Annotated in this window: 12 protein-coding genes; 7 read left to right on the top strand and 5 right to left on the bottom strand. The window is 63.1% G+C overall.

Annotated features, from left to right (window positions below; genetic code table 11):
• Positions 1–205 precede the first annotated feature (205 nt).
• The 3 genes from USDA257_RS03325 to USDA257_RS03315 all read right to left on the bottom strand — a co-directional run bounded on the left by USDA257_RS03325 (position 206) and on the right by USDA257_RS03315 (position 3770).
• The gene (locus tag USDA257_RS03325; RefSeq protein ID WP_014761463.1) at positions 206–1213 is read right to left on the bottom strand and encodes an NAD(P)H-quinone oxidoreductase; all 1008 of its coding nucleotides are present in this window, start codon (positions 1211–1213) and stop codon (positions 206–208) included.
• Between the two features lie 80 nt (positions 1214–1293).
• Complete coding sequence (locus USDA257_RS03320; RefSeq protein WP_014761462.1) at positions 1294–3090, bottom strand: GGDEF domain-containing protein; 1797 nt, start codon at positions 3088–3090, stop codon at positions 1294–1296.
• Positions 3091–3221: 131 nt separating this feature from the next.
• Positions 3222–3770: an HdeD family acid-resistance protein gene (locus USDA257_RS03315; RefSeq protein ID WP_014761461.1), complete on the bottom strand. Its 549-nt coding sequence runs from the start codon at positions 3768–3770 to the stop codon at positions 3222–3224.
• 148 nt (positions 3771–3918) lie between these two features.
• Between USDA257_RS03315 and betI the strand changes: the two genes are divergently transcribed.
• The 4 genes from betI (at position 3919) to betA (ending at position 9269) form a co-directional block, all read left to right on the top strand.
• On the top strand, positions 3919–4521 hold the full coding sequence (betI, locus tag USDA257_RS03310; protein WP_014761460.1) for a transcriptional regulator BetI: 603 nt from the start codon (positions 3919–3921) through the stop codon (positions 4519–4521).
• On the top strand, positions 4518–6053 hold the full coding sequence (betC, locus tag USDA257_RS03305) for a choline-sulfatase (protein ID WP_014761459.1): 1536 nt from the start codon (positions 4518–4520) through the stop codon (positions 6051–6053). The genes betI and betC overlap by 4 nt, the downstream gene beginning before the upstream one ends.
• Before the next feature lies 1 nt (position 6054).
• Complete coding sequence (betB, locus tag USDA257_RS03300; RefSeq protein ID WP_014761458.1) at positions 6055–7518, top strand: betaine-aldehyde dehydrogenase; 1464 nt, start codon at positions 6055–6057, stop codon at positions 7516–7518.
• A gap of 101 nt (positions 7519–7619) precedes the next feature.
• Positions 7620–9269, top strand: a complete 1650-nt coding sequence (gene betA, locus USDA257_RS03295) for a choline dehydrogenase (RefSeq protein ID WP_041413882.1) — start codon at positions 7620–7622, stop codon at positions 9267–9269.
• 2 nt (positions 9270–9271) lie between these two features.
• On the opposite strand, the gene USDA257_RS03290 is transcribed toward betA, so the two are convergent.
• Entirely contained in the window at positions 9272–9751 is a 480-nt protein-coding gene (locus USDA257_RS03290; protein WP_014761456.1) for a DUF6644 family protein, read from the bottom strand.
• Positions 9751–10137, bottom strand: a complete 387-nt coding sequence (locus USDA257_RS03285) for a DUF6152 family protein (RefSeq protein ID WP_014761455.1) — start codon at positions 10135–10137, stop codon at positions 9751–9753. Before USDA257_RS03285 ends, USDA257_RS03290 begins: the two co-directional genes overlap by 1 nt.
• Positions 10138–10432: 295 nt before the next feature.
• On the opposite strand from USDA257_RS03285, the gene USDA257_RS03280 reads away from it, so the two are divergent.
• From USDA257_RS03280 to cysN, 3 genes are read left to right on the top strand one after another with little or no spacing between them, the layout of a single operon-like run.
• On the top strand, positions 10433–11188 hold the full coding sequence (locus tag USDA257_RS03280; RefSeq protein WP_014761454.1) for a phosphoadenylyl-sulfate reductase: 756 nt from the start codon (positions 10433–10435) through the stop codon (positions 11186–11188).
• Between the two features lie 44 nt (positions 11189–11232).
• Entirely contained in the window at positions 11233–12186 is a 954-nt protein-coding gene (cysD, locus tag USDA257_RS03275; protein ID WP_014761453.1) for a sulfate adenylyltransferase subunit CysD, read from the top strand.
• Entirely contained in the window at positions 12186–13676 is a 1491-nt protein-coding gene (cysN, locus tag USDA257_RS03270) for a sulfate adenylyltransferase subunit CysN (RefSeq protein ID WP_014761452.1), read from the top strand. Before cysD ends, cysN begins: the two co-directional genes overlap by 1 nt.
• Positions 13677–13709 lie beyond the last annotated feature (33 nt).

Genomic DNA, 13709 nt, shown 5'->3' with positions numbered 1-13709 from the left:
CCATGAGTTTTGGCCCTGTGAGTGGCTGGGCCGGGCGGGCCCAAGGAAGGTGGGGATCAAGCCGAGGGCTGCCTCGACTCCTTCACCTCTCCGATGCCTGTCACGAGGTCCGAAATCTCATTAGACATTGGATCACCTTCCTTTCTGTTGTTGCCGATATTTCCAACGTAGGCCATGTCCGCGGCAATACAAGGGCGACCATCGTCTAATCTCTGACAATCCGCATCACGATTTTGCCGATATGGTCGCCCTCTTCCATCAGGCGATGTGCATCGACAATTTCTTCCATCGGCAGAACGGCGTGAACAACCGGCGCGACGTCGCCCGCTTCCAGTAGCGGCCAGACCCGTGCGGCAAGTCCGTCGCGTATCGCCTGCTTCTCCTCGGCCGTCCGTGGTCTCAGGGCGGATCCCATGACATGCAGCCGCTTCGTCAGGATCGCTGCGATATTGGCATCCTCGACGCGCGCGCCACCGAGAAAGCCGATGATCGACAGGCGTCCGTCCTTGGCAAGCGAGGCGAGGTTGCGGCCGAAATAGCGTCCGCCTACCATATCCAAGATGAGATCGACGCCGCGGCCGCCGGTCCCTTCGAGCACCACGGCCTTGAAATCCTCCTCGCGGTAGTTGATCGCCCGCTTCGCTCCGAGCGTCTCGCAGGCCGTGCACTTCGCCGCACTGCTGGCCGTCGCGAAGACCTCAGCGCCCAAGGCTCTGGCAAGCTGGATCGCGGTCGTGCCGATGCCGCTCGAGCCGCCGTGAACGAGGATGGTCTCGCCGGCCTTCAGCCCGGCCATGTCGAAGACATTTGCCCATACGGTGAAGAAGGTCTCCGGCAGGGCGGCAGCCTTGACCGCGTCGTAACCCTGCGGCCAGGCAAGCGCCTGCGTCGCGGGCACCGCGCAAAATTCGGCATAGCCGCCGCCATTGGCAAGCGCGCAGACCTTGTCGCCGACCGCGAAACCCGCCGCCCCCTCGCCGAGGTCGACAACCTCGCCGGCGACTTCCAGGCCGAGAATGGGGCTGGCGCCGGGCGGCGGAGGATAGTCGCCCTTGCGCTGCAGAATGTCCGGCCGGTTGACGCCGAAGGCCTCGACGCGGATCATAATCTCGCCGGGCCTAAGCTGCGGCAGGGGGCCGCGCGCCAGAACCATGTTTTCCGCGCCACCGGGACTCGGCAGGTCGACATAGGTCATTTCGGTCGGGATGGTCATGGCGGTAATCCTCGCAAAGGGAGCATGCCGTCTATACCTATAGCCCACCGGCGGCTCCGGAAAGCCGCCACTCGCTGCGTTTATTCCCGGGCAACCAGTTCCAGCACGAGTCCGGTCTCACTTGCCTTGGCGCGCGCCTTTATCTCCGCGATCCTCTTGCTCACCGTCTGGCTGTCGGAAAGGATGAAGCCCTCCGGAAGCACCAGGACCGCGATCGAGCAACGCATCAGCGGAAAGTCCTTCGCTCCGCCGTCACGACCATAGCCGCTGATCCGTCCCGCCGCCTGGTGCTCCGGCGAATAGAGCTGGCGGACGTCCGAGCGAAAATCATCGATGAGGCGCATCAGGACGGCGCGAAGATCCGCTTCCGTGGGGCCGCCGACCCCGACGAAGAAGTCGTCGCCGCCGACATGGCCAAGGAACTTCTCCTCGCCGATGAAGTGGCGCCGCAGGAGCGCGGCGAACAGGGTGATCGCCAGGTCGCCCTTCTGAAAGCCATAGGTGTCGTTGAAGGGTTTGAAGTCGTCGAAATCGCAATAGCAGAAATAGCGTGTTTCATCGCCGTCGAGGATGGCGTGCTGGACGTAGTCGCGGATCGCCCGATTGCCCGGCAGGCCGGTCAGTGGGTTCTGCTCCTGCGCCAACTTCAGCTGTTTCTCGTTGATGATCTTCAGGAGCGACGAAGCCGAAAGAACACCGGCATAGCGCATGTTTTCCGTCAGGATGACGCAATCGCTGCCGTCCATGCCGGCAAAGATCTTCAGCATCTCGTCGGCCGGCGTGTCGAGGTCGGCGATCGGCGTTGGCGTGACGAAGTGCGAGATGCGACGCTGATAGATGCGGTTCTTCAAAAGATCGCGGCCGAAGGGATGATAGATCATCTCCTTCACATGGTACTCGTGCAGGATGCCGCGCGGTTCGTCGTTTGCATTCAACACGGGAAAGAAGGCCTGGCGCGGATTGCGCCGGAAGAGATCGAAGGCGGAATCGAGGTCTTCGCTTTCCCTGACCGCCGGCAGTTGTTCAATCTCCTTGCGGATCAAGATACTGTCCAGCGTCGACGAAAGCCGCCGGGCGCCGCCCGGCTCGAGATGCGGATAGACCGGCTGCAGTTCATTCAAGTGCGTCGTCGGGCGGGCAATGAAATAGCCCTGCATCAGATCGCAGCCGAGATCGCGGCAAACGAGGAACTCCGCTTCCGTCTCGACGCCTTCGGCAATCACCCGGGTGCCGAGGACATGCGCCATGTTGACGGCGTGGCGTACGAGATGGCGCTTGCGCGGATCCCGCTCGATGCCGGAAATGAAATGCCGGTCGATCTTCACATAGTCGACCGGCTGATCGCAGAGCAGCTTCAGCCCGTTGAAACCGGCACCGAAATCATCGATCGCCAGCTTGAAGCCGGCAAGCCGCAATTGCCGGACCAGGGCCGAGAAGTCCGGCATCTTGCCGCTGTCGAAGCGCTCAGAGAGTTCGAAGCAAAGCGACGACGGAGCGATATTGGCGCGCTTCAGATGATTGACGAGCCGCTCGACAATATCCCCTTCCCCGCCGACAAGCCGCGAGTCGAAATTCAGGAACAGCGTGCGCGCGGCGAAATCCGGAAGCGTCGCGAAGCCGGCAACGGCGCGGCTGTTGATCAGGTGTTCGAGGGCGAGCAATTGCCCGGCGCTTTCAGCCTTGTCGAGGAGTTCGAGCGGCGAGGCGAAGCCCAGGCGCTCGAAGCCGCGCACCAGCGACTCATAGCCGAAGACTGCGCCGGTGGTCGCCTCAACGATCGGCTGGAAGGCGTTTTCGATGACCAGCTTGGCGAGCGTGACGATCTGGTCGTCGCCGAAGCGGCGAAGCGACAGAATTTCTGCAGGGGCGGCGGGCATGCCGGGCTCCAGGATAGGACATACGGACGCGGGTCAGCATCGGCGGCAAGCGTCAACGAAGTCTTTCGCGTATGTGAAAGTTTTATGAAGGTCGGTTTGCGGTGAAATCTTCCTTGCTGCTACGCAGCCGACTAACTCTTGACCAGTACGCCGAAAGCGATCAGCGCCAGACCCTGCATAACGAGATCGACCGCAAGGAACAGGCCGAGAATCCAGAGGCTGTTGACGGGCCAGCCGGCGGCGATAACGAGACCGGCAAGCAGCGTCACCAGCCCACCGATGACGATCCAGCCCCAGCCACCGAGGGGGCTGAGCCTGAAACCGACCCACATCCGGAAGGCGCCGGCAACGATCAGCGCGACCGCCATGAGAATGGTCAGGAACGACGAAGCGAGCACCGGATTGATGAAAGCAAAAAGGCCCGCCACCGCATAGAGGCCGCCACTCAGCACCCAGAAGAGAAAGCCTCCCCAATCCTTGACCTGATAGGCCTGGGCGAGATTGAGCAGGCCGCCGATCAGCATGATGAGACCGACGTAATAGACGGAGGCGACCGTCGCCACCAGCAGGTTGCCGAAGGCAACGCCGCCGGCCATGATCAGCAGCACGCCGAGCGCTACGAACCATGCCCACTTTCCTGCCACGGTCTGTCTGCCGGTGGGATCGAACGTGTTGGTCATTTCAACCTCCCGTCCTGGCGATGAGCACAAGCGCTATCTTGTGATTGAGCCGGATTTTCAAGCAAAAAGGAAGGGAAAAGCGCGCTGCCTTTTTTGTTGATTGATGCATCAATCAAAAATAAACTGTCCCTCGAAGGGAGCATCGGAGATGCCGAAAGTCGGAATGGAGCCGGTGCGTCGCAAGGCGCTGGTGGACGCGGCGCTGCGGGTGATCGGCGACCAGGGGACGCTCGCCGTCACCATGTCCGAAATCGCCCGGACGGCCGGCGTCTCGGCGGCGCTCGCGCACCATTACTTCGGCAGCAAGGAGCAATTGCTGATCGCGACGATCCGCAGCCTGCTCGGGCAATTGCGCCGCGATGCCGTCGCTGCACTGAAAGCCGCTCCGACGCCGCGGGAAAAGGTGAGCGCGTTGATCCGCGTCAGCTTCCGGGCCGACCAGTTCGCGCCGGAGACCGTCGCCGCCTGGCTCGCCTTCTATTCGGAAGCGCAGCGCTCCGAGGACGTTCGGCGCCTGCTTGTCGTCTATGCGCGGCGGCTGCGCTCCAATCTGCTCGCCAACCTCAGGGCGCTCTGCCCGCCCGATGACGCGGAACGCCTCGCTGAGGGCGCGGCTGCGATGATCGACGGGCTTTACATACGGCAAAGTCTGAAATCGGCACCGATCAGCATCGAGGCGTCGATCGCGCTGACGGAAGACTATTTGACCACCCATCTCAACCAGCTTTGCCGCCAAGGACGGGCACCATGACCGCCAAACCCAATATCCTGATCATCATGGTGGACCAGCTGAACGGGAAGCTCTTTCCCGATGGCCCCGCCGACTTCCTGCATGCGCCCAACCTCAAGGCGCTTGCGGGCCGGTCGGCGCGCTTCCGCAACAACTATACGTCCTCGCCACTCTGCGCTCCCGCCCGCGCGTCCTTCATGGCCGGGCAGTTGCCGAGCCGCACCCGCGTCTACGACAATGCCGCGGAATACCAGTCGTCGATCCCGACCTATGCGCATCACCTGCGGCGCGCCGGCTATTACACCGCGCTCTCCGGCAAGATGCACTTCGTCGGGCCGGATCAATTGCACGGATTCGAAGAGCGTTTGACCACCGATATCTACCCGGCCGACTTCGGCTGGACGCCGGACTATCGCAAGCCCGGCGAGCGGATCGACTGGTGGTACCACAATCTCGGCTCGGTCACCGGCGCCGGTGTCGCCGAAATCACCAATCAGATGGAATATGACGACGAGGTGGCGTTTCTGGCGAACCAGAAGCTCTACCAGCTTTCCCGCGAGAACGACGACGAAGGCCGCCGCCCCTGGTGCCTCACGGTCTCCTTCACCCATCCGCACGATCCCTATGTGGCCCGGCGGAAATTCTGGGACCTTTATGAGGATTGCGAACATTTGCTGCCTGAAGTGGGCGCCCTCCCCTTCGACCGTCAGGATCCGCATTCGCAGCGCATCATGCTCTCCTGCGACTACAAGAACTTCAAATTGACGGAAGAAAACATCCGCCAGTCGCGCCGCGCCTATTTCGCCAATATCTCCTATCTCGACGAGAAGGTCGGCGAGCTCGTCGATACGCTTACCCGGACGAGGATGCTCGACAATACGCTCATTCTCTTCTGCTCCGACCACGGCGACATGCTCGGCGAGCGTGGCCTGTGGTTCAAGATGAACTTCTTCGAAGGCTCGGCGCGCGTGCCGCTAATGATCGCCGGGCCCGGGGTCGCACCCGGCCTGCAGCTGACGCCGACATCGAATCTCGACGTGACGCCGACGCTTGCCGATCTCGCCGGCATTTCGATGGACGAGGTTCAACCCTGGACGGACGGCGTCAGCCTTCTGCCGATGATCAACGGTGCGGAGCGCACGGAGCCGGTGCTGATGGAATATGCGGCCGAGGCGTCCTATGCACCGCTCGTCGCCATCCGCGAAGGCAAGTGGAAATTTGTCCACTGCGCGCTCGATCCGGACCAGCTCTACGACCTCGAGGACGATCCGCTGGAACTGACCAATCTTGCGGAAAATCCGCGCGGGCCTGTCGACCTCGCCACGCTCACCGCCTTCCGTGACATGCGCGCCGCGCACTGGGACATGGAGGCCTTCGACGCCGCGGTGCGGGAAAGCCAGGCGCGGCGCTGGGTAGTCTACGAGGCGCTCCGCAACGGCGCCTATTATCCCTGGGACCACCAGCCGCTGCAAAAGGCCTCCGAGCGCTACATGCGCAACCACATGAACCTCGACAATCTCGAGGAATCCAAACGCTATCCGCGAGGAGAATGAGATGAAAGCCCAACCGCAAGCCTCGCACTTCATCGACGGCGAATATGTCGAGGACACGGCCGGCACGCTGATCGAGAGCATCTATCCGGCGACCGGCGAGGTGATTGCCCGGCTGCATGCGGCAACGCCAGCGATCGTCGAACGCGCCATCGCCGCCGCCAAGCGGGCGCAACCGGAATGGGCGGCGATGAGCCCGACGGCGCGCGGCCGTATCCTGAAGCGCGCAGCCGAGATCATGCGCGAGCGTAACCGCGAGCTTTCCGAACTCGAGACGCTCGATACCGGCAAGCCGATCCAGGAGACGATCGTCGCCGACCCGACCTCCGGCGCCGACAGTTTCGAGTTCTTCGGCGGCGTCGCGGCAGCGGCGCTCAATGGCGACTATATCCCGCTGGGGGGCGATTTTGCCTATACGAAGCGGGTGCCGCTCGGCGTCTGCGTGGGCATCGGCGCCTGGAACTACCCGCAACAGATCGCCTGCTGGAAGGGCGCGCCGGCGCTGGTGGCGGGCAATGCCATGGTCTTCAAACCGTCCGAAAACACGCCGCTCGGAGCGCTGAAGATCGCCGAGATCCTGATTGAAGCCGGCCTTCCTAAGGGACTCTATAACGTCATCCAGGGCGACCGCTCGACCGGCCCTCTCCTCGTCAACCATCCCGATGTCGCCAAGGTCTCGCTCACCGGCTCGGTCCCGACCGGCCGCAAGGTCTACGAGGCGGCTGCGGCCGGGCTGCGCCACGTGACCATGGAGCTCGGCGGCAAGTCGCCGCTGATCGTCTTCGACGACGCCGATCTCGAAAGCGCCATCGGCGGCGCCATGCTCGGCAATTTCTATTCGACCGGCCAGGTCTGCTCGAACGGCACCCGTGTCTTCGTGCAGCGGAAGGTGAAGGAAGATTTCCTGGCGCGCCTCAAGCAGCGCACCGAAGCGATCGTCATCGGCGACCCCATGGACGAGGCGACGCAGCTAGGGCCGATGGTCTCGAAGGCGCAGCGAGACAAGGTCCTGTCCTATGTCGAGAAGGGCAAGGCGGAAGGTGCGCGGCTGATCACCGGCGGCGGCATCCCGAACGCCGTCAACAGCGAGGGCACCTATATCCAGCCGACCGTCTTCGCTGACGTTACCGACGAGATGACGATCGCGCGGGAGGAAATCTTCGGGCCTGTCATGTGCGTGCTCGACTTCGACGACGAGGCGGAGGTCGTCGCCCGGGCCAACGCGACGGAATTCGGTCTGTCCGCCGGCGTCTTCACCGCCGATCTGAGCCGCGCACACCGGGTCGCCGATCGGCTCGAAGCCGGCACGCTGTGGATCAACGCCTACAATCTGGCACCCGTGGAAATCCCCTTCGGCGGCTCGAAGCAGTCCGGTTTCGGGCGGGAAAATTCGGTCGCGGCGCTCAATCATTATACCGAGCTCAAGACCGTCTATGTCGGCATGGGGAAGGTAGAGGCGCCGTACTAGGGAAAGCCCCCTCCCCAACCCCTCTCCACAAGGGAGTGAAACCCGGAGAAGCTGGCGGCAGCCGGATGAGGGGGCAGCTACGCAGAAGAAAGACCACACACATGCAGGCAGATTTCGTCATCATCGGTTCCGGTTCGGCAGGCTCGGCGCTTGCCTATCGCCTGTCGGAGGACGGCAAGCATTCGGTCATCGTTCTGGAGTTCGGCGGCTCGGATTTCGGCCCGTTCATCCAGATGCCCGCGGCACTCGCCTGGCCGATGAGCATGAACCGCTACAATTGGGGCTATCTCTCCGAGCCGGAGCCACACCTCAACAACCGGCGCATCACCGCGCCGCGCGGCAAGGTGATCGGCGGCTCCTCGTCGATCAACGGCATGGTCTACGTGCGTGGCCACGCGGAGGATTTCGACCGCTGGGAGGATCTCGGGGCAAAAGGCTGGGCCTATGCCGACGTCCTTCCCTATTTCAAGCGACTGGAGCATTCGCATGGCGGCGAAGACGGCTGGCGCGGCGCCAATGGGCCGCTGCATGTCCAGCGCGGCCCGGTCAAGAACCCGCTCTTCCACGCTTTCGTCGAAGCCGGCAAGCAGGCCGGCTTCGAAATGACCGACGATTACAACGGCTCCAAGCAGGAAGGCTTCGGGCTCATGGAGCAGACGACCTGGCGCGGTCGTCGCTGGTCGGCCGCCTCCGCCTATCTGAAGCCGGCACTGAAACGGCCGAATGTCGAGCTCATCCGCTGCTTCGCCCGCAAGATCGTCATCAAAAACGGCCGGGCGACCGGCGTCGAGATCGAGCGCGGCGGCCGCATCGAGGTGGTGAAGGCGAACCGCGAGGTGATCGTCTCGGCCTCCTCCTTCAATTCACCGAAATTGTTGATGCTCTCCGGCATCGGTCCGGCCTCGCACCTCAAGGAAATGGGGATCGACGTTAAGGCGGATCGCCCGGGAGTCGGCCAAAACCTGCAGGACCACATGGAGTTCTATTTCCAGCAGGTGAGCACCAAGCCGGTCTCGCTCTATTCCTGGCTGCCATGGTTCTGGCAGGGGGTGGCGGGCGCGCAGTGGTTGTTCTTCAAGTCCGGCCTGGGCATTTCCAACCAGTTCGAGGCCTGCGCGTTCCTGCGCTCGGCGGCCGGCGTCAAGCAGCCCGACATCCAGTACCACTTCCTGCCGGTGGCGATCCGCTATGACGGCAAGGCGGCGGCGAATACGCACGGCTTCCAGGTGCATGTCGGCTACAACCTGTCGAAGTCGCGCGGCAGCGTCACGCTGCGCGCCTCCGACCCGAAGGCCGATCCGGTGATCCGCTTCAACTATATGAGCCATCCGGAGGATTGGGAGAAGTTCCGCCATTGCGTACGCCTGACGCGCGAAATCTTCAACCAGAAGGCCTTCGATCAATATCGCGGCCCTGAAATCCAGCCCGGCGAGAAGGTACAGACGGACGAGGAGATCGACGCCTTCCTGCGCGAGCACCTGGAGAGCGCCTATCACCCGTGCGGCACCTGCAAGATGGGCTCGAAGGACGATCCGACGGCCGTCGTCGATCCGGAGACGCGGGTGATCGGCGTCGACGGCTTGCGTGTTGCCGACTCCTCGATCTTCCCGCATGTCACCTATGGCAATCTCAACGGGCCCTCGATCATGACCGGCGAGAAGGCCGCGGACCATATCCTCGGCAAGCAGCCGCTCGCCCGCTCCAACCAGGAGCCCTGGATCAACCCGCGCTGGGCGATCAGCGATCGGTAAGATTACTCGAGCAGGAAGCCGATCCATCGGCCGGCGATGACGGCACCGGTCCAGATCATCAGCGAAAGCCATGCTGAAAGGCGGACCCTTAAAGAGATCGGGCCGCCTTTGACGGCGGTGCGCCACTGCGGCGCCAGGTGCAATAAAGCCGCGTTGGCGACGCCGAGGACGAGCAGCGTCATCTTGGTCAGGAACGCGGCATTGCCGGCATATTCAACCGGATTGACACTGAAGAGGCAGAAACCGGTGGCGACCGCCAGCGCCACGCCGGCGGCCGCGGCGCGCGACAGGAACGGCCCGACCACCTCGACCGGAACCGTCCGGATGAGGCCGACAAGCCTCAGGTCGAGCGGCAGGATCGCGCCGACGATGATCCCGATCGACAGGATATGGGAGGCATTGACGAAGATGTAGAGGTTCGCGGAGCGCCGTATCGCCAGAGCGAAGGGCAGCGTCCCGATCCAGGTCAGCACCTCCTCCATCAGTTCGTCTGTATACGCTCCGGATAAATGTCATAAACTTTTCCGGCCACCGTGATCCGAACGGCCTTCATTCTCTTTTCGCTGCGATCGAGCGAGCGGTTGCCGAGCGCGACGATCTGGTCGCCAACCTTCGCGACGCCCTCGACGAAGCCTGAGCGCTGGGTCTGGCGCGGGTTGCCGAGTTCGACCAGCCAGAGGCCGTCATTCTGCGTTTCGACCCGCAGCGTCGGATGCGGCGGCGCCATCGAGATCTCACGGATAGTGCCCGAGAGCTCGACCTGGTCGGCTTCCGCCCAGGACCAGCCGTGGTGAGCATAGGCGCCCGTCACCAGAAGCAATCCGAGGACGCTTCCAAGGACGGCGCGCCTCGACAAGGACTGCATCATTTGCGTCTCCCTTCATTCTCCCGCATTGATCAAGCACAAGCTGGGGCAGACGGCGCGAAAGGACAGTGCCATCAACAATTCTTGAACGGCCGGCACCCCTTGACCCCCTGGCGAAGAAACGCATCTTCGCATCCTTCTGTCCGGCCAGAGATAATCTACTAAATTAGTAGGTTTTCTTAGAACTTTATGGATCAGAGAGATATTTGCTCTGATCCTTGAGCAATAGAAATCCGTTTTTCTGTCCTTTGTCACAAACGGCTGCGATATTCCGTGCAAATTGCAACAGGATGCAGCCATGACGACGCAATCCCTCGAAGCCGAAGCCAAGGCCCTGAACGACAAGCTCGAGAGCCTCGATCTTGCCGGCCGCCTGGCTATGGTCGCCGGGCTCGATGGTCGGGCGGTCTTCACCACGTCGCTCGGCATCGAGGATCAGGTCATCACCGCCGCCATCGGCATCAACCGCCTCGACATCGAGGTCGCGACGCTGAAGACCGGCCGGCTCTTCAACGAAACCGTCGCCCTCGTCGAGGAGACCGAGGAAACCTACAACATTCTGATTAAGCGCTATTACCCGGAAAAGGCCGATATCGAGGCCTATGTGGCGCAATATGGCATGAACGGCTTCTACGAGAGCGTCGAGGCAAGGCACGCTTGCTGCGGCGTACGCAAGCTGAAGCCGCTGGCGCGGGCGCTCGAAGGAGCAAGCTACTGGATCACCGGCCTGCGCCGCGGCCAGTCCGGCAACCGTGCCACGACGCCCTTTGCCGAAGCCGACCTCGAGCGCGGTCTCATCAAGATCAATCCGCTGGCGGATTGGGACATCGAGACGATCCGTGCCCATGTCGCCGCAGAGGCCATTCCCGTCAACCCGCTGCACGGCCGCGGCTATCCGTCGATCGGCTGCGAACCCTGCACACGCGCCATCAAGCCCGGCGAGCCCGAGCGCGCCGGACGCTGGTGGTGGGAGAACGACGAGAAGCGCGAATGCGGCCTGCACGTTGCCGAAGCGGCTTCTTCCATCATCCCCAATGCCAGCAGCGCCGCCTGACCCAGCGCCGCAGCCAAAAGACAGTATCCTCCCCGGAGTTCGAAATGCCCCACACCCATCCGGAAACGGAATTGCATAACCCGCAGAGCACGAAACCGCCGCTTGATCCGCATCTGAAGGCCCTGGAAAACGAAGCGATCCACATCTTCCGTGAGGTCGCCGCGGAATTCGAGCGCCCGGTGATGCTCTATTCGATCGGCAAGGATTCCTCCGTGCTGCTGCACCTGGCGCGCAAGGCGTTCTATCCCGGTCGCGTCCCCTTCCCACTGCTGCACGTCGACACTGGCTGGAAGTTCCGCGAGATGATCGCGTTCCGCGACGAGATGGTCGAAAAATACGATCTCGATCTGGTCGTCCACACCAATCCTCGCGGTGCGGCCGAGAACGTCACGCCGTTCACGCACGGCTCGGCGCTCTATACCGACATCATGAAGACGGAAGCGCTGCGCCAAGCGCTCGACGCCGGCCAGTACGATGCGGCCTTCGGCGGCGCACGCCGCGACGAGGAAGCGAGCCGCGCCAAGGAGCGCATCTATTCCTTCCGTACGCCGGACCATCGCTGGGATCCGCGCAACCAGCGCCCCGAGCTTTGGAATCTCTACAACGGCATGGTCCGCAAGGGCGAGAGCGTGCGCGCCTTCCCGCTGTCCAACTGGACCGAAGTCGACATCTGGCGCTACATCCAGGCGGAAGAGATTCCAATCGTGCCTCTTTACTTCGCCAAGAAGCGCCCGATCGTCGAGCGCGACGGCATGATGATCCTCGCCGAGGACCCGCGCCTCGAACTGCTTCCCGGTGAAGCGAAACGCGAAGAGGTCATCCGCTTCCGCACGCTCGGCTGCTTCCCGCTGACGGGTGCGATCCGCTCCAGCGCGACGACGCTCGACGACATCATTTCCGAACTTGAAACCGCGACCGTCTCCGAACGCCAGGGCCGCGCCATCGACCGCGACCAGGCCGGCTCGATGGAAAAGAAAAAACGCGAAGGATATTTCTGATGACCGCACCGGCAATAGCGACCGCAGCCTTGGACGAAACCGCCCTCCCCGTGCAGGAGACGGCGCGGGTCGTGCGCGACACCCGTCCCCTTCGCCTCCTCACCTGCGGCAGTGTCGATGACGGCAAATCGACGCTGATCGGCCGCCTGCTCTGGGACACCAAGGCCGTCAAGGAAGACCAGGCCGCAAGTCTCCAGCGCGATTCCAAGGGCAAGCAGAACGATCTCGGCCTGCCGGACTTCGCGCTGCTGCTAGACGGCCTGCAGGCCGAGCGCGAACAGGGCATCACCATCGACGTCGCCTATCGCTACTTCTCGACCGACAAGCGCTCCTTCATCGTCGCCGATACGCCGGGCCACGAGCAATATACCCGCAACATGGCGACCGGCGCCTCTACGGCCGATCTCGCCGTGCTGCTCGTCGATGCGCGCGTCGGCCTGCTGGAGCAGACGCGCCGGCACGCGACAATCGCGACGCTGATGGGCATCCGCCAGTTCGTGCTCGCCGTCAACAAGATCGACCTGACCAACTACGACCGCAGTCGCTTCGATCAGATCTCGCACGAGTTCAAGGAACTGGCGCTGTCGCTCGGCGTGCGCCAGGTGACCGCGATCCCGGTTTCGGCGCTCAAGGGCGAGAACGTCGTCTATGACGGTCGCGCCTCGATGCCCTGGTACGAAGGCCCGACACTGATCGAGGTGCTGGAACTCGCGACCACCCGCTCGGCGCAGACCGTCGGTTTCCGCCTTCCGGTGCAGCGCGTCTCGCGCCCCGGCGAAAGCTTCCGCGGCTATCAGGGCACGGTGGCAGGCGGTTCGGTGAAGCCCGGCGATTCCGTCGTGATCCTGCCGTCCGGCATGGTCGCCAACGTCACCAAGATCGTCACCTTCGACCTGGTGCGCAACGCCGCCGTCGCCGGCGACGCGATCACCCTCGTGCTCGATCGTCAGGTGGACGTTTCACGCGGCGACATGCTCGCAACGATCGACAGCCAGCCGATGACAGGGCTTGCCTTCGACGCGCAGCTCGTGGCACTGCAGCCCGAAGGTATCCAGCCGGGCAAGCGCTACTGGCTGAAGTCCGGCAGCCGCCGCCAGCGCGTGCAGGTGCAGCCGATCAACCAGCTCGACTTGAAGTCCGGCAAGTGGAACCACGCCGACGAGCTGCCGATGAACGCCATCGGCAAGGTGCACCTCGCCTTCGACGAGCAGGCGATCTTCGACGCCTATGAGCAGAACCGCACGACCGGCGCCTTCATCCTGATCGATCCGGACACCAACAACACGGTGGCGGGCGGCATGATCACTGCCAAGCGCGCGGCACTCGGCGGCATCCACACCGAAGACAGCCGCGTTATCCTGTCACTACCGGCCGACCTCGCCGATCAGCTGATGGCAACCGAAGCCTTCGCGAACCGCCGGGAAGACGCCGAAGTTCGCCGGGTCACCGCCGCCAGGGCGATCGAAATCATCGACACGATCGACGAGTGAGCGGAAATTCCAAGACGTGAGAAAGGGGCCCGC

This window comes from Sinorhizobium fredii USDA 257, assembly GCF_000265205.3.
Lineage (GTDB): Bacteria > Pseudomonadota > Alphaproteobacteria > Rhizobiales > Rhizobiaceae > Sinorhizobium > Sinorhizobium fredii_B.
The sequence above is the reverse complement of the archived record's forward strand: the minus strand, read 5'-3'. Positions and strand labels throughout refer to the sequence as shown.